20 protein-coding genes and 1 pseudogene are annotated in these 26,839 nt (G+C 33.4%); 7 read left to right on the forward strand and 14 right to left on the reverse strand.

Features of this window, described 5'->3' with window-relative positions:
* Nucleotides 1-1,002 precede the first annotated feature (1,002 nt).
* Entirely contained in the window at nt 1,003-1,545 is a 543-nt protein-coding gene (gene pgsA, locus WOVOC_RS00975) for a CDP-diacylglycerol--glycerol-3-phosphate 3-phosphatidyltransferase (RefSeq protein WP_014869058.1), read from the reverse strand.
* A 144-nt stretch (nt 1,546-1,689) separates the two neighbouring features.
* Between pgsA and WOVOC_RS04130 the strand changes: the two genes are divergently transcribed.
* From WOVOC_RS04130 to uvrB, 6 genes are all read left to right on the forward strand, one after another.
* A complete protein-coding gene (locus WOVOC_RS04130; protein WP_025264037.1) occupies nt 1,690-3,006 on the forward strand; it encodes a malic enzyme-like NAD(P)-binding protein in 1,317 nt (438 codons plus the stop codon).
* A gap of 63 nt (nt 3,007-3,069) precedes the next feature.
* Nucleotides 3,070-3,288: a BolA/IbaG family iron-sulfur metabolism protein gene (locus tag WOVOC_RS00985; RefSeq protein ID WP_014869060.1), complete on the forward strand. Its 219-nt coding sequence runs from the start codon at nt 3,070-3,072 to the stop codon at nt 3,286-3,288.
* 16 nt (nt 3,289-3,304) lie between these two features.
* Nucleotides 3,305-3,634 carry a Grx4 family monothiol glutaredoxin gene (gene grxD, locus WOVOC_RS00990; RefSeq protein WP_014869061.1) on the forward strand — a complete coding sequence of 110 codons (330 nt, stop codon included), beginning with the start codon at nt 3,305-3,307 and terminating at the stop codon, nt 3,632-3,634.
* Between the two features lie 132 nt (nt 3,635-3,766).
* On the forward strand, nt 3,767-4,999 hold the full coding sequence (locus WOVOC_RS00995; RefSeq protein ID WP_025264038.1) for a cytochrome b: 1,233 nt from the start codon (nt 3,767-3,769) through the stop codon (nt 4,997-4,999).
* Nucleotides 4,996-5,763, forward strand: coding sequence for a cytochrome c1 (locus WOVOC_RS01000; protein WP_025264039.1), 768 nt, complete (start codon nt 4,996-4,998; stop codon nt 5,761-5,763). Before WOVOC_RS00995 ends, WOVOC_RS01000 begins: the two co-directional genes overlap by 4 nt.
* Before the next feature lie 80 nt (nt 5,764-5,843).
* Complete coding sequence (gene uvrB, locus WOVOC_RS01005; RefSeq protein ID WP_025264040.1) at nt 5,844-7,781, forward strand: excinuclease ABC subunit UvrB; 1,938 nt, start codon at nt 5,844-5,846, stop codon at nt 7,779-7,781.
* A gap of 59 nt (nt 7,782-7,840) precedes the next feature.
* Here uvrB and WOVOC_RS01010 read toward each other — a convergent pair whose 3' ends face one another.
* The 6 genes from WOVOC_RS01010 to ligA all read right to left on the reverse strand — a co-directional run bounded on the left by WOVOC_RS01010 (nt 7,841) and on the right by ligA (nt 13,422).
* Nucleotides 7,841-8,584: a putative folate metabolism gamma-glutamate ligase gene (locus WOVOC_RS01010; RefSeq protein ID WP_025264041.1), complete on the reverse strand. Its 744-nt coding sequence runs from the start codon at nt 8,582-8,584 to the stop codon at nt 7,841-7,843.
* Nucleotides 8,585-8,586: 2 nt separating this feature from the next.
* A complete protein-coding gene (locus WOVOC_RS01015) occupies nt 8,587-9,066 on the reverse strand; it encodes a dihydrofolate reductase (protein WP_025264042.1) in 480 nt (159 codons plus the stop codon).
* Nucleotides 9,063-10,361, reverse strand: coding sequence for a dihydropteroate synthase (gene folP, locus WOVOC_RS01020; protein ID WP_025264043.1), 1,299 nt, complete (start codon nt 10,359-10,361; stop codon nt 9,063-9,065). Before folP ends, WOVOC_RS01015 begins: the two co-directional genes overlap by 4 nt.
* Nucleotides 10,361-10,765, reverse strand: coding sequence for a FolB domain-containing protein (locus tag WOVOC_RS01025; RefSeq protein ID WP_025264044.1), 405 nt, complete (start codon nt 10,763-10,765; stop codon nt 10,361-10,363). Before WOVOC_RS01025 ends, folP begins: the two co-directional genes overlap by 1 nt.
* A gap of 25 nt (nt 10,766-10,790) precedes the next feature.
* Nucleotides 10,791-11,072 carry a hypothetical protein gene (locus tag WOVOC_RS04740; protein ID WP_242368918.1) on the reverse strand — a complete coding sequence of 94 codons (282 nt, stop codon included), beginning with the start codon at nt 11,070-11,072 and terminating at the stop codon, nt 10,791-10,793.
* Nucleotides 11,073-11,370: 298 nt separating this feature from the next.
* The gene (ligA, locus tag WOVOC_RS01035; RefSeq protein WP_025264046.1) at nt 11,371-13,422 is read right to left on the reverse strand and encodes an NAD-dependent DNA ligase LigA; all 2,052 of its coding nucleotides are present in this window, start codon (nt 13,420-13,422) and stop codon (nt 11,371-11,373) included.
* A gap of 219 nt (nt 13,423-13,641) precedes the next feature.
* On the opposite strand from ligA, the gene surE reads away from it, so the two are divergent.
* Nucleotides 13,642-14,391 (forward strand): 5'/3'-nucleotidase SurE, encoded by a 750-nt coding sequence (gene surE, locus WOVOC_RS01040; protein ID WP_014869070.1) that lies wholly within the window; start codon nt 13,642-13,644, stop codon nt 14,389-14,391.
* A gap of 996 nt (nt 14,392-15,387) precedes the next feature.
* Here the strand turns inward: surE and WOVOC_RS04135 are convergent.
* The 7 genes and pseudogenes from WOVOC_RS04135 to WOVOC_RS01075 form a co-directional block, all read right to left on the reverse strand.
* A pseudogene (locus WOVOC_RS04135) lies at nt 15,388-16,765 on the reverse strand (PleD family two-component system response regulator).
* Nucleotides 16,737-17,036: a Sec-independent protein translocase subunit TatB gene (tatB, locus tag WOVOC_RS01050; protein WP_014869073.1), complete on the reverse strand. Its 300-nt coding sequence runs from the start codon at nt 17,034-17,036 to the stop codon at nt 16,737-16,739. The pseudogene WOVOC_RS04135 and the gene tatB overlap by 29 nt, the downstream one beginning before the upstream one ends.
* A 5-nt stretch (nt 17,037-17,041) precedes the next feature.
* Nucleotides 17,042-21,775 carry an NAD-glutamate dehydrogenase gene (locus WOVOC_RS01055; protein ID WP_025264047.1) on the reverse strand — a complete coding sequence of 1,578 codons (4,734 nt, stop codon included), beginning with the start codon at nt 21,773-21,775 and terminating at the stop codon, nt 17,042-17,044.
* 24 nt (nt 21,776-21,799) lie between these two features.
* Entirely contained in the window at nt 21,800-24,361 is a 2,562-nt protein-coding gene (clpB, locus tag WOVOC_RS01060; protein ID WP_025264048.1) for an ATP-dependent chaperone ClpB, read from the reverse strand.
* A gap of 204 nt (nt 24,362-24,565) precedes the next feature.
* A complete protein-coding gene (lipA, locus tag WOVOC_RS01065; RefSeq protein WP_025264049.1) occupies nt 24,566-25,438 on the reverse strand; it encodes a lipoyl synthase in 873 nt (290 codons plus the stop codon).
* On the reverse strand, nt 25,431-25,745 hold the full coding sequence (rpmB, locus tag WOVOC_RS01070) for a 50S ribosomal protein L28 (protein WP_025264050.1): 315 nt from the start codon (nt 25,743-25,745) through the stop codon (nt 25,431-25,433). Before rpmB ends, lipA begins: the two co-directional genes overlap by 8 nt.
* Before the next feature lie 38 nt (nt 25,746-25,783).
* On the reverse strand, nt 25,784-26,125 hold the full coding sequence (locus WOVOC_RS01075; RefSeq protein ID WP_025264051.1) for a DciA family protein: 342 nt from the start codon (nt 26,123-26,125) through the stop codon (nt 25,784-25,786).
* Between the last annotated feature and the right edge of the window lie 714 nt (nt 26,126-26,839).

Genomic DNA, 26,839 nt, shown 5'->3' on the forward strand with positions numbered 1-26,839 from the left:
TTGTTACCTTCTAAATTTAAGACAGTGCTGTTTGCCATTTAAAGAACTTTTTCCTTTTACTTTTAGATTCTTTAGTGTCTTACTGTGAAAAATATATAATTAATACTTACTGTATAACCATAAAAAGCCAATACCTCTACCAAACCTAAAGTAGATCCAAACAGCATATGGCTTAACGGAGGTGCCAATGCCATTAACATTGGCCTTCTTATTAAGAATACAGAAGCATCAGTAAGCGCTAATCCGACAGTAGGTATTATTTGCTAGTTGTTCACTCTGGACTTCTTATTAAAATCATGCTTCCTGTTTCCTTTTTCTTATTTTTTTCACACTTAAAGAAGTGTAAAAGAAAAAGAGATTGTATTAGAAAGAAGTAAAATTGTATCCTTTGTTCTTTCAAATAAAGGTGCTTTACTCGTTGCTATACTTACAATAATTAGTACAGTTGTTATGCCTTCGATGTAGATTAAATATTCACTTACATTAATGTATTATACTCTTTTCTTTTTGCTTCTTTCCCCATTTTCGATATTTCTAACCCTTATTCTTTTTTGCTATCTTTCTATTATTATAAATTAAGTTTAGCATATAAATAAGATATAAGCCTGAGAAAGGCTAATATAGTGTAGTTTAGTGCACTATCTATACCATCAGCAGTGCCTGACTGCTACATATTAGCCATCAACAATACAAATAGAACCATTATGACTAACGATATGTATTGTTATTTATATAACTCTCTTTTTTTTCAACGTTAATAGTTCTTGTTCAAGCTCTTCTTTTAGTGTTAATAACTTCTTGTTTAAGTCTTTTTTTCGAATTTCTTCATCAACTGTTAGCTAAAAGCCCAGAAAAAAAATCTTCAGTAGAAAATTTAGCCCTAAAGCTACTAGTCATACTAAAATCCTATTGGCTTACATAATACACCATACAGGATTTCGATTACTTAATTAAGTTTATTGAAGTCTTAATTATTTATATATTAATTGTTTCTTGAAAAATTCAGCTAGTCTGTTTAATACCAGTTAAAACATAGTTGTAGCCTGACCATACGGTTATGATAGCTGCAATCCACAGACAAGTTGTACCTATACGTTGGGCTATCTCATAATTGTTTACTATTAGCGCTATAACAGCAACCATCTGTAAAAATGTTTTGATTTTCCCAACTTTGCTTACAGGCAAGCTAGCATTTGTAGCCATTAAAAACTCTCGTAAACCAGAGACTAATATCTCTCTACAAACGATTATAACTGATGGTATGACTGTAAAATCATTTATTTTGTGCTTATAAATTAGCATAATTATTGTTGAAACTACTATTAATTTGTCAGCAATTGGGTCAAATAGCCTGCCGAATTTTGATTGAACTTTCCATGTACGTGCTAGGTAACCATCAAAAAAGTCTGTAATGCATGCAAATATAAAGATTGATATTGTTATCAGGTTTGCATATTTGTTTTCTACGTAAAAACTTAATATTATTGCTGGTATTGCAAGTGCACGAGAAATTGTCAACAAATTAGGCAGGTTTTTCTTAAGCATGCAATGTAATTTTAATGCAGTACAGTAAACTTATACAGAAGTGGGGTGCAATTCACAAGCTAATAGTTTACGATTGAACATTTATAAAAACTCTATATACTTAAAAATTTATTAACTATGAACTTAAAATATAAGGATGTAATGATGAACGATGATTTAGATAGTACTACAAAACAAGAAGCACTTAAGTATCACAATAGAGAAAACAATCCTGGTAAAATATCTATCTTGCCAACAAAACCTTTATTTACTCAGCATGACTTGTCGCTTGCTTATTCACCTGGAGTTGCAGCTCCATGCCTTGAAATAGCTAAAAATCCTAAAGCTGTCTATGATTATACAACAAAAAGCAATTGCGTTGCTGTTATTTCAAATGGTACTGCAGTGCTTGGGCTTGGTAATATCGGTCCTCTTGCCTCGAAACCTGTTATGGAAGGTAAGGCTGTTTTATTTAAGCGCTTTGCTGATATTGATGCAATCGATATAGAAGTTGATACGGAAGATATAGAAGATTTTATCAATGCAATAAGATACCTTGGGCCAAGCTGGGGAGGAATAAATTTAGAGGATATAAGATCACCTGACTGTTTCATAATAGAAAGGCGTCTAAACGAATTGATGGATATTCCAGTGTTTCACGATGATCAGCATGGAACTGCAGTGGTTGTTGCAGCAGGTATAGAAAATGCTCTTGATATTGCAAAAAAAAAATTAGAGGACGTTAAGGTTATCATGAATGGTGCTGGTGCGGCTGGTATTGCATGTTTAGAAATACTGAGGTCCATGGGTGCTAAAAATATAGTACTGTGTGATAAAAAAGGAGTAGTATACAAAGATAGAAAAGAGTATATGAACAAATGGAAGGAAAAATATGCGATTGATACTAGAGAACGTTCTTTACTCGATGCAATAAAAGATGCTGACGTATTTATCGGATTGTCTGTAAAAGATGTGCTTAATGAAGAGATGTTAAAGAGCATGAGTAAAGATCCGATTATTTTTGCTCTTGCTAATCCTGACCCAGAAGTAAGGCCTGAGTTTGCGAAATCTGTAAGGCCAGATGCAATAATCGCAACTGGTAGATCAGATTACAATAACCAAGTGAATAATGTAATGGGATTTCCTTATATATTCAGGGGAGCGCTTGATGTACATGCAACGGTGATAAATAACGAAATGAAAATTGCAGCTGCAGATGCAATAGCAAAGCTCGCACATGAGCCAGTGCCTGATGAGATATCCGCAGCTTACGGTAATCGTAGAATGAACTATGGGCGTGAATATATAATACCTACTCCATTCGACCCAAGGTTAATTTCGGTAGTCTCTCCTGCTGTTGCAAAAGCTGCAGTACACTCAGATGTTGCTGGGAAGGCAATACAAGATTGGAGTAGATATGAAAGCCAATTAAAATCTCGTCTTGCGAATGCTCTTAACACACTAAATTTAATGTCTTCGTAGTAACTAATTGCATATAGTTGTTTTAGATTTATAATAAAAATATTGTATATTCAAGGTGAATTAATGGTTATTACAGTTCATGAATTAGAGAAAATCATCAAACAGTCATTTCCAGATTCTGATATAGAAATTAATGACCTTGTTGGAGATAGTGATCATTATCATTTAAAAATAATTTCCAAGTATTTTCTCGGGAAGACAAAAGTGGAACAGCATAAAATGGTATATAAGGCTCTAGAAGGCCAGTCTATACATGCGTTACAACTAGAAACTAGTGCTTAATTTTGGGGTGATATTTATGAATGATTTTGAACAAATAAAAAAAGATATAACGGAAAATGATGTAGTATTGTATATGAAAGGTACTTCTGATTTTCCTCAATGTGGGTTTTCTGCGCTCGTTGTTTCGATTCTTAAAAAATTAAACGTTAAGTTTAAATATGTTAATGTATTAGAAAATAATGAAGTACGTCAGTCCATAAAAGAGTTTTCCGACTGGCCAATGATTCCACAATTATATATAAAAGGAGAGTTTATTGGTGGTTGTGACATCACTCGTGAGATGTATGAAAAAGGTGAGCTGCAAAGCCTGCTAAAAGAAAAGAAAATCATACAGAATAAGGAATAGTCTATCAAAGAATATCCACTCACTTACAATTTTTGATGCAGTAAGATCTAATTCCCTAGTTTAAAGTTTTTATTGTTTACAGGAGGTAAGCTGCTATACTAGATAAGTTAGAGGTAAAGAAAATTTTGAGTTATGCAAGATGATATTAAAAAAGATACAACAATGAAGGAAGAAAAAAGTATATTAGGTTGGATAGAATATAGATTACCCATATTCTCTTTTTTAAAACATACTGCTTCTTACCAAGTGCCAAAAAATTTAAATTATGCTTGGAATTTTGGTTCTTTAGCTGGTATGGCGCTGATTTTGCAAATAATAACAGGCATATTTCTCGCTATGCACTATACTCCACATGTTGATTATGCGTTTAACAGCATAGAGCGCATAATGCGTGATGTAAATTATGGATGGCTAGTACGCTATACTCACGCTATTGGAGCTTCGCTCTTCTTTATGGTGGTCTATATTCACATAATGCGTGGATTATATTACGGATCTTATAAAAAGCCGCGGGAAATGGTGTGGTTTATTGGTATACTCATATTTTTTACAATGATGATGACAGCTTTTATGGGATATGTTCTTCCCTGGGGACAAATGAGTTTTTGGGGTGCAACAGTTATAACTAACTTATTTTCAGCTATACCTTTAATTGGTGATAAAATAGTCATATGGTTATGTGGTGGTTTTTCTGTTGACAATCCAACGCTTAATCGTTTTTTTGCTCTGCATTATTTTCTGCCTTTCGTTATTATCGCTTTAGCTACTCTACATGTTATTGCTTTGCATAGGTTTGGCTCTGGTAATCCAAGTGGAATAGAAGTGAAATCAAATAAAGATACCATTCCACTCTATCCATATTATATAGTTAAAGATTGTATAGCTCTTAGTATATTTTTTATAGTTTTATTTATGTTTGTTTTCTATGCCCCTAATTATCTTGGACATCCGGATAATTATATAGAGGCTGATTCTATGGTCACTCCAGTACATATAGTACCGGAATGGTATTTTTTACCTTTTTATGCGATGTTACGCTCAATTCCAAATAAGCTTATTGGTGTGTTTACCATGCTTGGGTCTATTTTAATATGGTTCCTATTACCTTGGCTTGATAAAGCAAAAGTTAAAAGTGGTGCTTATCGTCCATTATTTAAAGTTTTTTTTTGGGTCTTTACAGTAAATTTTGCATTCCTTGCTTGGCTTGGAGGGCAGGAAGTAAAAGAACCTTACATTACCTTAAGTAGGCTTTCCACTCTTTACTATTTTTTATACTTTGTAGTAATTTTGCCGCTACTTAGTAAATACGAGAAGCAAAGAGAGCTGCCAAAAGCCATAAGTGATTCTGTGCTGGAGATGAAATAGTGCTAGTAAAAAATATATTTGCTGTGTTTTGTTTATTGTTTCTTGTTAATTTTGTGTATGCAGAAGAATTCAAGCCATTACCCAATAAAAAAATAAACTGGAGTTTCAATGGAATTACTGGATCTTTTGATAGAAAGTCAATTCAACGTGGCTATAAAGTATATAAGGAAGTTTGTGCTGCTTGTCATTCAATGAATAGGGTGGCGTTCCGTAATTTACAAGATGTTGGTTTTTCTGAAGAAGATGTGAAACAGATTGCAGCCTCTTATCAAGTTAAAGATGGTCCAAATGATCTAGGCGAAATGTTCTATAGACCTGGGATATCTTCAGATTATTTTATTGCACCTTTTAGTACAAAGGAAGCAGCTGCAGTAAGCAACAATGGTGCAGTTCCGCCAGACTTATCGTTAATTGTTAAAGCAAGGCACGACGGTGCGAATTATGTTTATTCACTTTTGACCGGCTATCAAAATGGTGAACACGATGGGAATGATTTATATTTTAATCCGTACTTTCCAACAGGTAAGTTAGCTATGACACCACCTCTCTCTGAAGGGATGGTGGAATATGATGATGCAAGACACGCAACAGTTGAAAATATGGCGTATGATGTAGTAAATTTTTTGCAATGGACAGCAGAGCCAGAATTAGAGCGTAGGCACAAGCTTGGATTTAAAGTAGTAGCGTATTTCATAATTTTGACGGTATTTTTTGTATTAACTAACAATAAGGTTTGGAGTGAACTTTACAAAAATAAAAAATAGGCTTTTTGGGCATTTATTTTTATATCTTTTTTACCATAGCGGATATATTAATAATAAAGTGTTATAAGAGCATAGGAGTTATGGAGTTTCAAATTGTTACACACTTTAAACCAGCTGGAGATCAGCCGCAAGCAATTGATAGTTTAGTTACAGGGCTAAACAATAATAAAAAGGATCAGATTTTGCTTGGAGTTACTGGCTCCGGAAAAACTTTCACTATGGCAAATGTTATTGCAAGAACAAACAGGCCTGCATTAATTATGGCACATAACAAAACTTTAGCGGCGCAGCTCTATGAGGAAATGAGAGGATTTTTCCCTTATAATTCTGTTGGATATTTTATTTCTTACTATGATTATTATCAGCCTGAAGCTTATTCGCCTCAGACTGACACTTATATTGAAAAGGACTCCACAATCAACGAAAAAATTGATATGCTACGTTATTCTGCTATTTGCTCTCTTTTAGAGCGCAAGGACACGATTACAGTTGCCAGTGTTTCCTGTATATATGGTCTTGGTTCGCCTAAAAGCTATATTAATATGACTATATCATTAAGTGTTGGAGATAAAATTTGTGTTGATGATTTTCTGAGTAATTTAGCTGATCTTCAATATAAGCGTTCCGATATTAGGTTTGAACGAGGATATTTCAGAGTACGTGGAGATATTATTGATATTTTCCCTGCTTGTCATAAAGATAAAGCTTGGCGTTTATCGTTGTTTGGCAATAAAATAGAAAAAATCTCTCAAATTGACGCTATGACTGGCAATGTTATTGAACATATAAATAAAATCACTGTTTTTCCAAATAGCTATCACATTACATCACGTAAGACTCTATTACAGTCAATTCAGCTGATTAAAAAAGAACTGCATGAACGCTTGGATTATTACTACTCACAAAATAAGTTTGTTGAAGCAAAACGTCTTGAGCAGCGTACTAATTTTGATATCGAAATGATGGTTACAACTGGAACTTGTAAAGGTATTGAAAACTATTCACGTTATCTCTATGAGATGGAAGCTGGATACCCGCCACCTACTTTATTTGAGTATTTGCCTGAAGGTGTAATTTTATTTGTTGATGAAAGTCATGTTACCATTCCTCAGATTGGTGCGATGTATAGTGGTAATGAGGCACGTAAAAAAAAATTGGTTGATTACGGCTTTAGACTTCCTTCCGCTTTTGATAACCGTCCGTTGACGTTTGAAGAGTGGGAAGCGGTACGACCGCAGACTATTTACATTTCAGCTACCCCTGGAAAATATGAGTTAGGAAAGACCAATAATGTATTTATAGAGCAAGTTATTCGTCCAACAGGGCTTACAGACCCAGTCTGTATTATAAAATCGACAGAAAATCAAGTTGATGATGTAATCCATGAAGCACAACTGACAATAAATAATGGATTTTGTGTTCTAATTACCACATTAACAAAAAAAATGGCTGAAAAGCTAGCTGATCATATGAGTGAGATGAATATAAAGGTGAGTTATTTACACTCAGATATTGGTGCGTTAGAGAGAGTTGACATTATATGTAAATTAAGATCAAAAGAAATCGATGTGTTAGTTGGTGTTAACTTACTGCGTGAAGGTCTTGATATTCCGGAGTGTGGCTTAGTTGCAATTTTGGATGCTGATAAAGAAGGATTTTTGCGATCGGAAACTTCTTTTATTCAAACGATAGGGCGTGCTGCACGTAATGCTGAAGGTAAGGCAATTTTGTACGCAGATAAAATAACTGGTTCTTTGGACCGTGCGTTGAAGGAAACTGAAAGAAGAAGAAAGAAACAACAAGAATATAATGCGTTGCATAATATTACACCAAAAACTATAATAAAGAATATATCTAATACCCTACAAAATAAAGTAGTAGCTGAGGAAGGTATTAATAATATTAATAACGTTGATCTAAAAAACTTAAAGAAGCAGATGTTAAAGCATGCTGAGAATCTAGAGTTTGAAGAGGCAGCAAAAATAAGAAATATTATCAAAAGGTTTAATAATAAATAATTTATGATATAAAAGGAAAAGCTAGGTTATATGTACTTAGTTTTGTAAGTTTTTTAAATTTATTCTCCGTTCTTTAACCACCTAATTCCCATGAAGAGAGGAGAGTAAAGGTCCTCTTGCATTGATATCTTAACGCTTTTTTCCTCTTCTATAGTTGGTAGACGGGTAAGAAAGCGAATTTTTGGTGCATTTCTAATTATTGCTAGTGGTGTTTGTTCTGCACCTTCTCCCATAACTAAAACAGCAGATGTTGCCAACGCGTCAAGAAGATTGACTTGTGTTACCTGGAGTGGATTATTATAAAGGTCTGGTTTGCCTATATAAGAATAATGTGGTTCAAACCCGCACCAACCAAGAGCAATCCCTGTAACCCCAAGGCGCATAGGTGTTATATTACTATCTGTAATTAAAATACCAAGATGTTCTATGCAGTGTTTTCTTCTAAGGTAGCTCCATACTGATGCAGCTGTTTTCTGAACATCTTTTGGATATAAAGTATACATTCTATCACCATTTGATTCATCGATACCGGCAGATGGAATTAAGATATCATCTTTAATTGTTAAGTGAATTCCACAAGGATTGTAACGTGTATCAGCAATCGCACTAGCTTCCTTTCTAATTAGCTCTTCTTTAGAATAAGCGTTTTTGCGAATTACTCGTTTTTGGCAAACGGAAATGATTTTTGATGTAATAGCAAGCACAACCTTTTCTCTTAACAATTTTGGAATATAGTAATCAAGGATTTTTTCTAATGCCTCACCGCATTGAATACGGTGGGTGTAAATTGCTTCAACATGCATATCTAATTTGTTATTCTATATATAGAATAATCTTGCGTTTTTGTGAGGATAGTTTTATTCCATCTATCAAGGAGTATTAAGTTGAAATATACATCACCTTTATAAGACCCATGAATTTCTGTTATGATAAACTCTGAGATTAGATTATGTTTTAAGAAAAGATGTGCTATCTGTGCTCCACCGATCATGTAGATTTTAGAATTGTTCTGAGTTGATAGAAATTCTTGCATAGAAGAGACAACTGTACATTTTATATCTCTATTAAAACACGAATTTAACTTATTACGAGAAAAAATAATGGGAGTGCGACCTTGTAATATGCTTTTAGGTATTGTTTCAAATGTTTTTCTTCCCATAACAATGACTTGTTTGTTGGTTACCTGATGGAAATGCTTTAACTCACTTGGATAATACCAAGGCAACTTGTTATTTACCCCGATCACTCCATTTGGATCAACAGCCATAATTCCGATAATCATCATTTTTGTAAGGCAGCTTGAGCTACAAAGAACTGCATGTGATCGCGTACATTATGTACGCGAAGGAAATCAACTTTGTTGTATAATGCAGATGATATAGAAATTGTTTCTAAATCTCGATTAAAGACAGGCTCTGTGGAAAAAGAAGAAATGAATGATTTTCTGGAATGACCTACTAGGACTTTGCAGCCAAAACTTTGCAATGTTTCTATATTCTGTAACAGCCAGATATTTTGATATAGAGATTTTCCAAAGCCAATACCAGGATCAATGATTATCGAATTTTCATTAAAACCAAAGGTAAGTAACTTGTTAATGTTCTTTTCTGCCCAACGATTTATGGTGTTGATGGGGTCAGTATCACTTGGAATAATATTATCCTTGTGTGATGGTATAGAGAGTGAATGCATGATAACTATACTACATCCGCTACTTGCAATTGTTTTTAAGGTATTATCATCTAGATTTCCTTTCACATCATTTATCCAAGTAACGCTATAGTGTTCTAAAACATTTAAAATAACATCCGGCCAGAAACTATCAATGCTAACTTTAATATCATTAGCTTTCATATAGTGACTGAGATTATCAAGTACCGGCTTTAAGCGTGCATATTCTACTTTCGAAGGCTGTATAGAAGATCCAGGCCTTGTTGATTGAGCACCAAGATCAACTATGCTTGCACCATCTGATATCAATTTTAGTGCCTGTTTAGTTGCTTGATCAGAATCATAATAAAGGCCACCATCTGAAAATGAATCGGGAGTAATGTTAACAATTCCTACAAATTTTGGTGAAAGCGTAAAGCTTTTTAAAAAGCAATCCTTGGTATTAAGGTTGTTGTAAGCAACAGTATCAAACGTTTTGCTAACTACTGGAATATTATCCATAGGACTCAGCATTGCCATTAAGTGAAGCAAAAATGGCCTATTCATCAATTCTGGATGAGGAATTGTAAGATACGGTGTATTGAGTATTAGGTTATCCCATAACAAAATATCTAAATCAATAACGCGAGGTGCCCATTTTTCGTGGACCTGTGTATGACCAATGTCATATTCGATTTGCTTGAGTCCTTTTAGTAGCTCTTCAGGAGAAACAAGACAACTTCCATATACAACCATATTGAGAAATGGCTTGTTCCACTCATCTGGAGCACCATTTGGTAAAATGGCCTTGGTTTCTAAAATAATTGAAGATTTTAAATCTTTTAAATAGCGCTTTTTTAGTAGCTGAGTAGCCTTTTGTAAATTAGAGAGGCGATTCCTTAAATTTGAGCCAATAGATATATAAATCATCAGTTGTTCTCCTGTTTTTGTAATGCATTGCAATAAGTGAAGACAACACCTCCGTGTACATCGGGAATAGGTGGTACAACTTTGTGAGCAATTACTTTTATAGAAGAAATAATATGCTTTTTCTGCATTACGAGGTTACTAATAGTTATGTATACATCATGGGTAAAATGCTCGATTAAATTGAATTGCTTGCTTTGAGCAAGAGATTTAATGTTCTGTACTACTTCTAAATAGCAGATAGTATCTTCAAGTCGGTCAGTGATAAGTCCTAAAGGAGGAGATTTAAAGATAAAATCAACACTAATGCTTACTAGTTGGAGATTAAACTTTTCTTCCATACTATGTCCTAAATGAATCCAAAGGCGTAGATCCTGGACAAAAAGGTTACATAAAGGTTGTTTCATACTTTATCTCCATCTTTATATTTTGCTATTCTCTCCTACATTCTCTTAAAGACCACCAAAAATAATATAGAAGTTTTATTCCCTTTTTAGTGCCTTGTACAACTTTTTCTTGTTTTTCTTTGTTTAAATCTACGATAAAGTTTGCATATTTATCAGTATGCCATTCATCAGTGGCTGTATGAATAGTGAAAATCTGTCGACTTCCATAAAGATCAGGCCATGTAACACCAAACCTTTCAGCAAAACATTGACGTAACTCTAGATGATTTTCATCATCTTGCTTTTCTTCTATTAAACTGTTAAACAAAATCTGTTGCATTTTTAGATTCTGACACAAGGAATGTACATTGCTGATGTAACAAAGAAATGCAGTAACATAATATAATGTAAACTTGTAGGATTCACAACTCAATTTCCCTTTCCTTTCATGATTGGTAAAACTGGTCCTTCAGTAAATACAAACTATTTTTAACTCTCTATCAAGTAATTGAATAAACGTTACCATAACTCTTTGAATTAAACAAAGCTATTCTAGTTTATTCATAAGCTTATTAATGTCAAGAGATATAAGCACCTATAAACTACCTAAAAGATATAGATAGTTGTTACTTAGACACTTCCAAATTTATCATTCTATGCCACTGACCTTCATCTAAAATTTCTATGCCTAACTCTACTGCTTTTTTGTATTTAGATCTTGGATTTTCTCCTATAATTAGGTAGTCAGTTTTAGTAGAGAGACTTGAGCTGATTTTCGCTCCTAGAGCTTTGGCTCTTGCTTTTGCCTCTTCTCTACTCATGGTGAGTAGCTTACCAGTAAATACTATAATTTTATTGTTCAAAATAGAATTGCTAGAATTAGAAGTAACAGGAAGGATTTGGAAACAGGAGATCAGATCATTTACCATTTTGATATTATATTTCTTGGAAAAAAACGATTTCAAAGACTCTAATGCTTTTTTTCCTATTCCATCTATACCTATCAGCTCATCACTAGAAGGCTTGTCTGTTTTCTTCTCTGTAGCACCTATACCTATTTCAGCGCTACTTGATGACAGTTTGATCATTGAGTTGTACCAGGTCTCATAAGAGATATAATAATTTGCAAGCAATCTTGCTGCAACTTGTCCAATAAATCTAATACCCAAAGAAAATATAAATCTATCTAGAGTGACTACCTTTCTGCTTCGTATAGAATTTAATAAATTAGTTAGTGATTTCTTACCCCAGCCAGACTGACCTTTCAGATTAAATTTATTTAATTTTTCTTCTAGGGCAAAAATATCTGGAATTTGCTTTACTAGGCCAAGGTTATAAAAAAACTTTATCTGCTTTTCACCAAAGCCAACAATATCAAACGCATCTTTTGATACAAAATGCTTCAGTTTTTCTATTACTTGAGCTCTACAGGTAAACTCTTCAGGACATCTTACTGCTACTCTCTCAATCTGTACCTTACTACCACATTCAGGGCATTCTTTAGGAAACACAAATTCAGGCGTATCTACATGACGAGAACTTCTATCTACTCTAGCAATTTGAGGGATCACGTCTCCTGCTCTTTTGATTGTTACGACATCTCCTTCTCTTATATCTTTGCGTTTTATCTCATCTTGGTTATGCAGGCTTGCCCTACTAACTAGCACTCCACCGATATTAACTGGTACTAAACTTGCAACTGGAGTTAAAACTCCTGTTCTACCTACCTGTATAAATATTTTTTTCAATTTTGTCTTTGCATAAACTGCAGAAAATTTATATGCAAGTGCTGAACGCGGTGCTTTATTAGTTCTTCCTAGACGATTTTGCAGTACCAAATCATTAACTTTATAAACTATTCCATCAATATCATAATCCAAGTTATAGCGACAATCGTAGATCTCGTTATAAAACTTTAACATTCCATCCAAACTACTTGTTAAAGATCGATGTTCATTTACACAAAAACCAAGTGCTTCAAGCCTTTCTAGTACTTCACTTTGGCTTTTTTCTGCTCCACCGATTAAAGAATAAGCAAAATATTTAAGTGGTCTACTTGCTGTAACGTTTGCATCTAACTGCTTTAGAGAACCAGCAGCTGCATTTCGAGGGTTGGCGAATTCATTATTTTTATTTAGCCTTAAAAAGTCACTGTTACTAATGTATATTTCACCTCTCACTTCTAACCTGCCTTGTACACCTTGCAAAAGTTTAGGGAAGCTTTTTATTGTTGCAACGTTGTGAGTGACATCTTCTCCTACGAAGCCGTTACCTCGAGTTGCAGCCTTAACAAATTTCCCATCCTCATAAACTACAGAAAACGATAATCCGTCAATTTTTGGCTCACATAATATTTTTATTTCATTCTCGATTAAAAACCTCTTTACCTTAGATAAAAATCTCTCTACACCTTGCTCGCCATAGGCATTTTCTAGAGAAAGCATAGGTTCTTGATGTTTTATCTTGGAAAATCTTTCATCAGGTGCGGCACCAACACTCTCTCGTATTGTATAAATTTCTGGAAGTTGTACTTCTATTTTAGTTACTTTTCGCTTTAGCTCGTCGTATTCAGCATCAGTGATTTCTGGCTTATTTTTTTGATGGTATAAAACATCATGATAATTTACTTGAATTTGCAATTCAGCAAGCTCTCGTCTTAAATTTTTTAAATTAATCATATCCAAACTACTCTTTAAATATTAAAACTAGTGCACAAAAATGTGTTATATTAGGTTTTTGTCAGCTGTAAATTTTCACGTGTTTAATATATGGTAAAAATAAAATGCTAGAGAATCAAGAAAAACCGCAAATACTAAAAGTAGATAAGAAAAATAGATTTATTTGTAACTAATGATCAGAATTACTTATTATAACTTTAGAGCTATATAAAATTTTGTATGATTATATTAATAACGAATGATGATGGTTTTGAAAGTGAAGGAATAAAATTACTCAAAGAGGTTGCACGAGATCTTGCTTCAGAAATATGGGTAGTGGCACCAGATACTAACAGGAGTGGAGCAGCAAGGTCTCTTGATTATCCAATAAGGCAGTCTATTAGAGTAAATCGACATGGCGAAAAGGAGTTCAGTATATCTGGTACCCCTGCGGATTGTGTTATCATTGCACTGAATAAGATTATGGATAAAAAACCAGATTTAGTACTGTCTGGAGTAAATATTGGATCAAACGTTGGAGATGATGTCTGTTATTCAGGAACAATTGGTGCTGTAATGGAAAGCGCTGCAAGATCTATACCTTCTATTGCATTAAGTCAAGTATATTATCATAATGGGATAGATTGGTATAATACAAAGGTTTTTGCACCAAAAGTTACTGCTAGATTAGTCGAAATTGGCTGGCCTAAAAATATAGCAATGAGTGTAAATTTTCCTGCTACAGAAAAAGTGAAAGGAGTAGAATTTGCCGAACAAGGCGAATATAATATTGATGGAGATTTGACTTTTACTGAAAATTCAGATGGTTCTTTAAGTTTAGATTGGTCTCGAGAGTATTCAGGTAGTGGTAGTGTAGGTAAAATCAAAGAAGGATTTATTACTATTACGCCAATAAAACTAGATTTTACAGATTACGATACATTGAATATTATGAAAAATTCTTATGCGAATAAATTTTTCCTTAGTTAATTAAAAAACATTTGCAAATCTTTTGTTAGCCAAATAATATGTACCTACTAGGTGTAATAGCTTCCTACTTCGCACCTTTTTAGGTGCGAGTGAAGAGTTATAGGTTGTATCATTTAAGTAACCGTTCGTTGGGCTTCAGTTATAAAGAGCAGGATTAAAAACTGCTCAACAAACTCTGCCATTCTCTTTATTATGAGAATAAGAGTATTTAATTATCTTCAATCTATATAAGTTGAGCAACGAAAGTATTATATAGCTGGTATCTTACATTTAATTTTGTGTGCTATGTATACTTTATGTCTTCATTAAGTTTCATGATTTTATTACTATATAAGTTAAAGCACGCCTATAAAGTATTCAAGACAGTATAGAACATCACCTTATAGGGTAAGAAGAAATAACTAGCTATTACGGGATTTCTTTTGTCTTTTTTCTCTATTTAGTAAATTTCTTAATATTTAGAGTTGAAAATTGTATAAATGTTGCAATCATAAAATCAATTCCTACTAATGAGAAGTCATTTTAGCACTTCTATTACGTCATCTCAGTTGTTCTTATGGAATCATCTAAGTAGCTGATGATGATGTCTAGTATGAAAAGTTATTATATTTATATAATTTATAAATGAATATAATAAAAAGTTCTACACAACGGAGTTTGGGAACATAAGAGCAAGGTTATTTTCAGCTTTACATTAAAGTATGATGTGTGGAAATTAGTTTCCTTTAAGGAATTTCAAAACGTGAACTCAGCTTTTAATAGAGAAAACTACTAAAAAGCTGGAGAAGAGAATTAAAAATTGATTTAATTGTGAAAGGAAAACTATATTAAGCTAATTTATATAAAAAAACATTAAGTAGAATTAAATCTTAGTGCTTAACGCTGGGATGAAAGAAGTCACCTGGATGACATTCTTCCTGACAAACTAAAATCACAATATTAGCACTACCTGTGAATGTACATTACATTACCTTAATCATATGTCTCATTTAGGAATTAGTCAGTAACTACTTTATTTCTGCCATTATTTTTTGCCTTATATAAATACCTGTCAGCACGTACTATAAATTTTTTGATATTATCAAGGTCAGATTTTTGCATTTCTGTAATTCCAATGCTTACAGTTACATTATGAATTTTATTTTTGTCTGAAAACGTAAAAGGTTCCATAGCAATGATTTTACGTATCCTCTCAGCAACAACATACGTATCTGATATGCTAGCATCTGGCATTACAACAACAAATTCCTCGCCACCAAACCTAACTAGCAAATCTGTTACTCTTATGTTTTCAGAAATTCTTTTTTGTATTTGCTTTAAAAGTTCATCGCCAGCACTATGCCCGAAATTGTCATTTACTACCTTGAAATAGTCTATATCAAGTATCATAAGGGATAGCCTTTTATTCTTTTCTATAGAGTTCTTAACAAGGTTTCTTAAGTGTGTATCGAAATATCTCCTGTTATAACAGTTAGTTAATGGGTCCTTTATGGACATTTCCACGTTATTGAATAAGTTCATTCTTAAAGCGTCTTGATACCTCTTGTGTTTCACTTGTAAATTAATTCTTGCTATCAATTCACTTTCATCTAAAGGCACTGTTAAGTAATCATTAGCACCAACGTCCAGCGCTTTTACTAAGTTACTTTTATCGTGATCTTCAGAAAGAATCAGAATAGGTGTATAACGTGTTTCTACTTTACTGCGAAACTCGGAACATAAACGTAGGCCATTGGTTCTCGAAAATTGCATGTCCGAAATGATTAGATCATAATTATCTTTAATACTAACCTTTAATGCTTCAGTTGGATCATTTAGTATTTTAATCAACCTAAAGCGTTGTTTCAGTACATTATATATCTGCTCTGTCTGAAAGATATCCTCATCTATAACAAGTATGTTAGCATCAAAAATTAGGTTGGAATAACTCATGATACTATTTCCTTCTGCCAGATTAATCTTAGCATTAGTTTCTCTCTCTTAAACGCAATTCATCTATTATTATCTTTAGGTGTGTAAGAGACTTAATTCGTGCAGACAGAGCAATTTCATCTATTGGTTTAGTCAGAAAGTTATTTGCACCAGTGTTAGTACCTTTCACTCTATCGTGAGTATTATGCAGTGCAGTTACCGTAATTATTGGAATATGAGTTATTAAGAGATTACTCTTTAGGTTCTTACAAACTTCAAAGCCATTTATTTTTGGCATCATGGTATTAAGCAATATAATATCTGGTTGTTGCTTTGCTACTAAGTCTATAGCTTCTTTACCATCATGAGCTACAATAACTGCATAGTACTCAGCTTTTAGTCGAGCTTCTAAAAGCTGAACATTGGATAGTATATCATCTACTACCAGTATCTTCGCTGTCATTATCTTTAGATATATTATCTATATTGTAACTAGGATAAAACTTGCCATTTTTACCAACTATGTAATTCACTTTTTCAATATCATGCTTTTTATAATATAAGTCTTCGATTCCAGTATTTTTTAACAAATTTCTAGTTCTTGACTTTATAATTATAAAATATCTATATATACTTCTAATAAAACTAATAAATACAGGTACTTTACTTTTATCAAGAACAATTATACCCACTAAAGCTACAACTAAAATTTCTGGAAGACCTATGCTAAACATTTTTCCTATGAGGCAAGTACTTTGATTCTTTTAATTATAAATATTAATCTGCTTAAATCAAGTTTAGAAGCAACCATTTCGTCTAGGAAGCTATTGTAACGTTCTATGTAACCTATATCATCACGGGCCCAAGTTTGAACCTTATTTTCACAGTCATTAGTAAATTTTATAACTTTAATAGCTAACTTATAGTGATAATTGCTTAAATCATCCAATAAGTCATTGATTAAGCTACGATCCCAATAAGAAGAACGATTTTTCATCTTAATGGCAATTGTTCTAATCAGATCGAATCTTAGTAGCGATTTTAGCTCAAAGTATATTTTACCAACATCAAGAATAGATAAAGATGTTTGTTCAGAAATGAGTATAATGTCCAATGCATAGGCTAAAATGCATAAGTCAGCAACTTTCTTAGCTAGATCTTTATCTATATTAAGTTCTATTAAAGAAACGGATCCATAACGATAGTTTTCCAACAGATGTTCATCTAAAACATGAGTTAAGTTTTGGCTTAAAGTTTCAATTGCATTCTTAAACTTTGTAACATCATCCAAATTTATAAAGCTAAGTTTATCTAGATTTTTTACTAACCAAAATGATACCCTGCCAATGAACTTTTGCACACTTCTTACCACTTGCAAGTATGAGTTAACATCAATTTTTTCATCTAATTCATCAATTTTTCGCCATAAGCTACTTAAACCATATAGGTGATTAACAATAATATATAAATTAACTGCTTCGTACACCTTAATTCCAGTTTTCTCAACTAGATTATTAATAAATATACACCCCATCCTATTCACTACATCATTTGCAATGCAAGTAGAAACAATTTCTCTGCGTAATTGGTGTTTCAATATGAAATTCCTGAACTCTGTTACTATTTTTTGTGGAAAATAACTTAGTAAGTAATCATGACAAAAGGAATCCTTTTCAGGTAGGTCAGAGTGTATAATTTCACTTTTTATTGCTGTTCTAGTATAAGACATGAGAATAGCAAGTTGAGGAGAGCTAAAGCCCTCTGCTTCAGTCAACATTTTTGCTATTTCCTCATCAGCTGGAAGGAATTCTATACTTCTTTCTAACAATCCAGATTTTTCCAAATTGAGCAATAACCTATGGTGCTGTTCCAACCTTTCCTTAGCTTGCAAGCATTCAAGGAGTAATGCTTTTGTTTCAATTCTATTGTGGTCTTCAAGCACCTTAGATGCAACTTCATCTACCATGCTAGCCAGTATTTCATTTCTTTTTTTCAAAGAAATACCACCTTCTTTCATAATTGAAACAAATGCAATTTTGATGTTAACTTCAAGGTCGGAACATATTACTCCTGCTGAATTATCAATAAAATCTGCATTGATGTACCCACCGCTTTTAGCATATTCTATTCTTCCAAGCTGTGTACAACCAAGATTACCACCTTCTATGAACATAGAAGCTCTAATATCTCTGCCATTTACTCTTAATTCATCGTTTGTTTTATCACCAACTACGTTATGGCTTTCACTTTTTGCTTTAACAAATGTACCAATTCCTCCATTCCATATCAAATCTACCTCTGCCTTTAACAAATATCGGATTAAGCTGTTTGGGGATAATACATTTTCTGTTATACCAAAGCATTTTTTCATTTCTTGAGAAACGTTTATCTGTTTACTGCTACGCTCAAACACTCCTCCACCTTGAGAGATCAAACCTTTGTTATAATCCATCCAAGTTGAAAATGGTAACTTAAAAAGACGCTTACGCTCTGTGAAACTATTTTTTACATCAGGGTTTGGATCGATGAAAATGTGCATATGGTTGAATGCGCCAATCAAACGCACATTTCTTGAAAGCAGCATGCCATTTCCAAATAGATCGCCAGCCATATCTCCAATCCCAATAACAGAGACATCTTGATAAATATTTTTGTTCATCTTCCAAAAATGCCTTTGTGCTGCAATCCACGCACCTCTGGCCGTGATACCCATCTTTTTATGATCATAACCAGCTGATCCACCGGATGCAAATGCATCACCAAGCCAAAAATGATATTCAGAGGCTATTTGGTTAGCATAATCAGAAAATGAAGCAGTACCTTTATCTGCCGCAACTACTAAGTATGGATCATCTTCATCATACCTAATCACATTTTTTGGTGGAATTATTTTATCATCAACTATATTATCAGTAATATCAAGCATTCCTCTGATAAAATCCTTATAACACTCAATACCTTTTTTTCTTAAAGAATTTCTGTCTTTATAGACTTTCTTTATTATAAACCCACCTTTTGCACCAACAGGAACAATAACTGCATTTTTTGTCATTTGAGCTTTCATAAGCCCTAAAACTTCAGTGCGAAAATCTTCTGTTCTATCTGACCATCTTAGACCACCACGTGCTAATTTTCCTCCTCTTAAATGGATTCCCTCAAAGAGGTTTGAGTAAACATATAATTCACGGTATGGGCGCGGATTAGGTAAACCGTTTATTTTATTTGAATCAAACTTTGTAGATAAGTAAGGTTTATCGTTCTGATAATAACTGGTTCTCAAAATAGACATTATCAAGTTAAATATGGAACGTAAAACATAATCATGTGAAACATTGCTGACTTTCTTTAGAAGTTCTTCAATTTTTTCTTTGAAGATATTAGTAGTTTCTACTCTATCGATATCTATGTTAGGGTCAAATCTTACATGAAACAGTTGTATCAAATACTTTACTATTTTTGGATGCTCTGAGACCACTTTTTGAATATATCCAGGGTTATAGTTAAATGATATTTGCTTTAGGTAAGCGCTTAACGCTCTAATTAGAAGCACTTCTTTCCACTTCAGCCCAGCAATAATAATTAAGCTATTAAAATAGTCATTTTTGATTTCTCTACTGAATACTTTTGTAAGCGTCACCTCGAACTGCTCTTTTAGAGTGATATTATTTATTAATTCATCGACTCTTGATAGCACAAAATGGTGTATCCACATTCCATCATTAATTTCTATGTAATAACTATTATGAGATAGGATCTTTGTTCCCAAATTCTTAGTAATTTTTAATATTTTCGATAATTCAAGTCCCCCGTTGCTTGGAGTGTAAACCTTTAATTGATAATTAAGATTATCATGAGTAAGCCTTAGATCAACCTCACTTATTCCTTTCCTTCTTACTGTTTCCAATTTCTTCATATCATAATATGCACTGTGAGGTTCAAAACTCTCCTGATAGCTTATTGGAAATGCTTTGCAGTAACGGATGAATATATCTTCGACAGTATTGAAAGTGCTATATAGATTATCTATAAAACGATCTTCCCACTTTTCTGTGATGTTTCTTAATTTGTTTTCGATGTGCAAAATTTTATCGTCAAGGACACTAACATTTTTAGTCTTTAGGACTACATGTAATTTCATTAAATCATATTCATTGATAATGTGGTTGTTGTAAATATCTGAACTTTCCGCACTTGTCTCATTTTTCAATATATCACGTATTTTGAACATTAACCTGGCACTAGCATATCGCATTGGTATTAGTATTATACAACTAATAAAATTTCCTACTTTTCTTAAAAAGAGTTTAACTCTTGGCCTAATTGCAAGGGACATAATTGAAGTACAAATCTTAAATAACTCGTCTTCATTTAACTGGAATAATTCATCACAAGAGAATGCTTGTAAAATAGAAACTAAAGCCTTATTATTGTGCCCACCAGGCACAAATCCTGTTTTTTTCTCTATTGCTTTGACTTTACTTTTTACTATCGGAATAATGCGAATGTCTTGAACCTCTGCTACTGAAGTAAATAACCCAAAAAAATATCGCTCTTTTACCGCGTTACCATGATCATCTAATTCTTTCATTCCTATACAATTCATGTATGTACGTCGATGAACTATTGAGATCAGATCTGACCTTACTATGTACAAATTCAAATTCTCAGAAGAAACAGAAGAACTTTGATATTCTTTGCTTGCTCTCATTAAACCAAGATTTTTCTCATCACTAGAAACAAGTTTGCCATCTTTATCAGCAATGCGCTCTTGGTAACCTAAAAATAAAAAATTATTATTTTGCAACCAATTTAGAAAATCTACAACTTGATTAGTAGTGTGTGACGATCGAATATGGACCTTGATACCTGTTGCCTGAACGACAGAACAAAGTTCATTTTTCACTTCGTCTATCTTCTGGAGCATCAGAAGCCAATCTTTTACAACACAATTAACCGCTTTCAGTGTTTTTCGTAGAGATTCTTTTATAGTGTTAACAAAACTATCACTTATACCCTTAATAATTACGTATATTACTGACTCCTTTACACCATTATTCTCTTCTAAATCGTAAATCTCATCAATCAGTCCACTTTTTCTTTTAATATTAATTATACTATTACTATAATAACATATAGTTAAATCGTGCGATTTAATAGTAGCAACAATAGAATCAACTAGAAAAGGCATGTCGTCACTCGTTATTTTAACTACAGTAAAATTGCCTTTTATTCCTGGTATATCATTTATATTATTTATCTTCAATTTGCTTTTTTCTTTTTCCTTTTTGAGGATGAAGTTGTATGCGTCCTTTGCAATGTACAAAAGGAACCTATCATTAACCTTTAAATCACTATTGTAAATAAAACTATAAAAGTATTTTATAAATTCTTTAATTTTTTCTTTTTCTTTTTTGTTCTCTTGATTAATCAGCTTGAATAAAGATTCAGTGTCAACATTATTATCTATATGCATTTTTTTATGCAACACACAGCCACTTTAAACCTTTTTAATTAAGATTTCATTATTAAGAGCGTACACTATTAGCTCACTACCTTCTGTTACTTCTTCCGATAAAACTAGCTTGGCTAGATTATTTTGAATACATTCCTGTATTACTCTTTTTAGAGGTCTTGCTCCATATTCAGGGTCATAGCCAGTTTGTGCTATTAGTTCTTTAGCCTCCTGTGACAAACTTATACTTAGTTTAAGCTTAGCAAGCGTTTTTTGTAAATGAGAAAATTGAACATCTATTATTTGATAAATGTCGTCCTTGGTTAAACTATGGAATATAATAATTTCATCCAGTCTGTTTAAAAATTCTGGACGAAATGCTGACTTAACTATTTGCATTACTTCACTTTTTATAGAGTCAGCAACTCCCTTTAGCATTATCTCAGCGCCAAGGTTAGAAGTTAAAATTAGTATAGTATTGCGAAAATCAATCAATTTGCCATGGCTATCGGTTAGCCTACCTTCATCTAAAACCTGTAACAATAGGTTAAATATGTCAGGATTTGCCTTCTCTATTTCATCAAATAGAATTACTTGATATGGTCTTCTTCTTACTGCTTCGGTCAATCTTCCGCCTTGTTCATAGCCAACGTATCCTGGAGGTGCACCAATTAGCTTCGAGATGGAGTGTTTTTCCATATACTCAGACATATCAAAGCGCAGGGGTGTTCCTTGGTTGTCAAATAAGAACTCAGCAAGAACTTTCGCTAGTTCAGTTTTTCCAACTCCGGTTGGGCCCAAAAATAAAAATGAACCAAAGGGACGATTAGTATCCTGTACGCCAGAGCGAGAGCGCCTAACCGCATTACTTATTGCTTCTATTGCATCTTTTTGTCCTACCACCCTTTTCCCTATTTCATTTTCCATGCTAAGAAGCTTTTCTTTTTCACTGTGCATCATACTATCAACTGGAATACCTGTCCATTTCGAAACAATATTTGCAATGTCGTTCTCAGCAACTTCTTTTTTTAGGAAACTATCAGTAACTTTCTCCTGATCTTTCAACTCATTTTCAAGCTGAGGAATTATACCATACATCAACTCCCCTGCTCTCCCTAAATTTCCACTGCGCTGAGCCAATTCTAACTCTTTTCTAGCGCTATCTAATTTTCCAGCTGTCTCTTGTATTCTAGCTATTTTACTCTTCTCCATCTGCCATTTGCTGTTCAAATCAGCAAATTTACTGTTTAGGTTTTCAATTTCTTCATTTATCTTCTTTAAACGCTGCTTAGAGTTTTCATCGTGTTCTCTTTTTAGAGCTTCTGACTCAATTTTCGACTGTATTATTTTCCTCTCAAGTTCGTCAATTACTTCAGGCTTGCTATCCATTTCAATTCTTACTCTGCTTGCTGCTTCATCAATTAAGTCGATCGCCTTATCAGGTAAAAACCTGTCTGTTATATATCTATTGGACAACGTTGCAGCAGCAATTATTGCACCATCTGTGATTCTTATACCATGATGCACTTCATACTTTTCTTTTAGACCTCTGAGTATTGAAATAGTATTAGCTTCAGTTGGTTGAGAGATAAACACAGGCTGGAAACGTCTTGCAAGTGCAGGATCTTTCTCTATATGCTCACGATACTCATCTAACGTTGTAGCTCCTATACAGCGAATTTCTCCACGTGCAAGAGCAGGCTTCAGTAAATTTGAAGCATCCATTGCACCACTTGTTGCTCCTGCTCCGGCTAAAGTATGAAGCTCATCTATAAACAAAATAACTTTCTCATCCGTTTTCAAAAGCTCATTAATAACTGCTTTTAGTCTTTCTTCAAACTCTCCTCTAAACTTTGTTCCAGCAATTAATGCGCCAAGATCTAATGCTAAGACCTTTGCATCGCGTAAACCAAGTGGCACATCGTTTGTAACAATTCTGTTTGCTAGTCCCTCAACTATCGCAGTTTTCCCAACACCAGGCTCACCTATTAGCACTGGATTATTCTTTGTTCGCCTAAGCGATACCTGTATAGTTCTTCTAATTTCATCATCACGACCAATTACAGGATCAAGCTTGCCTTGCATAGCAAGCTCTGTAACATCCTTTGTATATTTCTTTGCTACAGTCAACTTTCCCCTTATTCTTGGCGCGCCCGTACTGTTATCTCTCCTTGTTTCTGTAATAACTGAGTTCAATTTCTGCTGTGTAACACCGTTTTCTGTTAGAATTTTACCCACAGTATCACTCCTCTGTGCAGCTAAGCTCTGCAGTAATTGCTCAACAGTAACAAATGTATCTTTATTCCTCCTAGCAATACTTACTGAATCCTCAAAAACTCTTGCCATTTCTCTTGAAAGTTGAAGGCCACTGCTTCCTGGACCTTCAACTACTGGAAACTTTTTTAGTGCACTATTTGTAGCATCAGAAATACTTTGTACATCCCCACCACAAGCTACTATTAAATCCTGAACTAAATCTGATTCATCTTCAAGCATTGCTTTTAGTAGATGCTCAGGCATAAAAACTTGATGTCCAGCTCCCAACGCTTTCATTTGAGCACTTTGGATTAAGCTCTTTGCTTTTTCGGTAAATTTATTCAAATCCATAATATAAGTTTAGCTAACATTTGCTAATATATATATAGTAACTCCTTCCTTAATTTTAAACTGAAAACAGCTAACTAGGTAAAAATTTATCCTAATGTACACAACTTAAACTTTATACGTATAATACTACTACTAAACTCCTGGAAATCATATAAAACCCAAGATTAATATTATATGTTGTGGCTAAAGCTCGTCAAGTATTTTCTATGTTGGAAAATAATAAGCTTTGAGCTTACTAAAACTTTCTTCAGCATGATATGATGACCTGGTTAATGGACTTGATGCAACCATTAGAAATCCTTTAGAATAAGCAATATATTTATAATGCTCAAATTCTTCTGGGGTAATATATCTATCAACTTTTACATGTTTTGGAGTTGGCTGCAGGTATTGACCTATTGTTATAAAATCAACTTCAGCATTTCGTAAATCATCCATGACCTGAAGTACCTCTTCTTTTGTTTCTCCAAGACCAACCATGAGCCCTGATTTTGTGAAAAGTTTAGGATTAGTCTGCTTTACCGTTTTCAACAAATACAATGAATGAAAATAACGTGCCCTTGGCCTTATCTTTGCATATAACCTTGGCACTGTTTCAATATTGTGGTTATAGACATCAGGTGATGCAACAGCAATTGCTTCAAATGCACCTTTTTTATTTAAAAAATCGGGAGTTAAAATTTCTATTGTTGTTTCTGGAGTAATCTTTCTAATTTCTTCTATACACTTTACGAATTGACTTACGCCACCATCTAATAAATCATCACGGTCAACGGAGGTAATGACAACATATTTCAAGTTTAATTTTTTTATTGCCCTTGCTAAATTTTCTGGTTCGTGAGGGTCTAATTTATCAGGGGTACCAGTTGCAACGTTACAAAACGCACAAGCACGAGTGCAAACAGAACCAAGAATCATCATAGCAGCGTGACGTTTGTTCCAGCATTCACCAATGTTTGGGCAAGCGGCTTTCTCGCACACTGTATGTAAGTTATACTGTTTAACAGTGTTTAAGATTTCATTAAATATTTTACTAGCTGGAGCTTTTGTCCTGAGCCATGGAGGCTTACTATGCATCTGAAGTGGCTAATTTTACCTCTTGCCTTGCTAAAACTTTTTTTAACCTTCTTTTTATTTTCTGTGCTTTCTCACTTAGCTTAATTGTTTTTGTGTTGAGCAAAAAAGCATCAAGGCCGCCTTTATAATCTATAGTCCTTAAAGTTCTCGCCGCCACACGAAACTTAAATTTCTTATTTAAGATGTTGCTCATCAACGTAACACTATGCAAATTTAAGAGAAAGGTGCGTTTTGTTTTACGGTTTGAATGTGATACCTTATTACCAAAAGACTTCCTTCTGTTTGTTAGTTCGCAAACTCTACTCACTTTGATATACCAAGTTATTCTATGTGCCATAGATTATCTTATATGTTGAAATAATCAACACTTTCCTGCTTAATTTTTATACTATATACTGCTTTGTAGCCAAAGAATATTGTGATTCTCTCTATTATAAGAGAGATCATATGTTGAATTTCCAGTGCCTTACTACCATTTGCTACTGTGAGATGTAACACACCTGTATTTATATTTTGTGCATAGGAAATCTTTCTTGGCTTTGTACACTCTGCTATTTCTGCTCCAACTATGTTCCTCCAGTTTAAAATAAGACATATTTCATTTTTGCTCATCTTGCCCTTCATGCATTTTAATGTATAACTTTCTACTATAGATCTTAATTTCCTTGGACCACTTTGTCTAAGCATCTTTTTACTACAAACTAAATTCCTTCCTATAGTTACAATATAGTAGTAATGAATATTATTCACAAGCCTCAGTGATCGCGTCAATAATAAAACTAGTCCATCACGGTAAGTTTAATAGAATCAACCTCGTTGAATAAACTACTACCTTAGAATCAAGTGTGATAGGATGACTTATTTAAGGTAGATCACGTACAATATATTTAAGCTTTTCTATTAAATCACCTTCATCATTTACTAACTTTATTTAAATTGTTTGTGTAGAACTGAAAAAATTGTTATAAAATAACCAGTAAGTAAATTAGTTATCAATAATATTAAAAAGGTATTCCTTAATCCAAAGATTATATAAATATAGTAGTAAAATATTTTGTACTATAAAATAGCTTTTTATTATCCTTTCGTCTTACAATAGGTTAAAAATCTTGCATTATAGTGGTGTGCTGGAATGCAGCTTTACTCCTTGTCTTCATACCGTAAAAGATAATATTTTATGAAAAGTCTATGCTGATACAGAATCTGTCAGGCATATTACAATCATTCCATTTACTAAACTTGTTATGCTATGCTGCCACTCTCATTTCATAATTGATTAACTTTTCTGCTTCTAATTAGAATTAGTTTAATCATTACTACCGGAGTGAATTTTTTCCTCTCGTTGTTATTCAACACTTTATACTAAAATCCAGGAATTTTACTTATAAGTAAGCACACTGA

Origin of the sequence: Wolbachia endosymbiont of Onchocerca volvulus str. Cameroon (genome assembly GCF_000530755.1) — a bacterium.
Classification (GTDB): domain Bacteria; phylum Pseudomonadota; class Alphaproteobacteria; order Rickettsiales; family Anaplasmataceae; genus Wolbachia.

Coding starts and splice junctions, on each gene's coding strand:
- tatB (WP_014869073.1), bottom strand. CDS start 17,036: ATGTTTAGCATAGGTCTTCCAGAAATTTTAGTTGTAGCTTTAGTGGGT.
- uvrB (WP_025264040.1), top strand. CDS start 5,844: ATGGAGTTTCAAATTGTTACACACTTTAAACCAGCTGGAGATCAGCCG.
- WOVOC_RS01055 (WP_025264047.1), bottom strand. CDS start 21,775: ATGCATATAGATAATAATGTTGACACTGAATCTTTATTCAAGCTGATT.
- grxD (WP_014869061.1), top strand. CDS start 3,305: ATGAATGATTTTGAACAAATAAAAAAAGATATAACGGAAAATGATGTA.
- WOVOC_RS01075 (WP_025264051.1), bottom strand. CDS start 26,125: ATGCTTAGACAAAGTGGTCCAAGGAAATTAAGATCTATAGTAGAAAGT.
- WOVOC_RS00995 (WP_025264038.1), top strand. CDS start 3,767: ATGCAAGATGATATTAAAAAAGATACAACAATGAAGGAAGAAAAAAGT.
- surE (WP_014869070.1), top strand. CDS start 13,642: ATGATTATATTAATAACGAATGATGATGGTTTTGAAAGTGAAGGAATA.
- WOVOC_RS01010 (WP_025264041.1), bottom strand. CDS start 8,584: ATGCATGTTGAAGCAATTTACACCCACCGTATTCAATGCGGTGAGGCA.
- WOVOC_RS01025 (WP_025264044.1), bottom strand. CDS start 10,765: ATGAAACAACCTTTATGTAACCTTTTTGTCCAGGATCTACGCCTTTGG.
- ligA (WP_025264046.1), bottom strand. CDS start 13,422: ATGATTAATTTAAAAAATTTAAGACGAGAGCTTGCTGAATTGCAAATT.
- WOVOC_RS00985 (WP_014869060.1), top strand. CDS start 3,070: ATGGTTATTACAGTTCATGAATTAGAGAAAATCATCAAACAGTCATTT.
- WOVOC_RS01015 (WP_025264042.1), bottom strand. CDS start 9,066: ATGATGATTATCGGAATTATGGCTGTTGATCCAAATGGAGTGATCGGG.
- WOVOC_RS04130 (WP_025264037.1), top strand. CDS start 1,690: ATGAACGATGATTTAGATAGTACTACAAAACAAGAAGCACTTAAGTAT.
- pgsA (WP_014869058.1), bottom strand. CDS start 1,545: ATGCTTAAGAAAAACCTGCCTAATTTGTTGACAATTTCTCGTGCACTT.
- clpB (WP_025264048.1), bottom strand. CDS start 24,361: ATGGATTTGAATAAATTTACCGAAAAAGCAAAGAGCTTAATCCAAAGT.
- lipA (WP_025264049.1), bottom strand. CDS start 25,438: ATGCATAGTAAGCCTCCATGGCTCAGGACAAAAGCTCCAGCTAGTAAA.
- folP (WP_025264043.1), bottom strand. CDS start 10,361: ATGATTTATATATCTATTGGCTCAAATTTAAGGAATCGCCTCTCTAAT.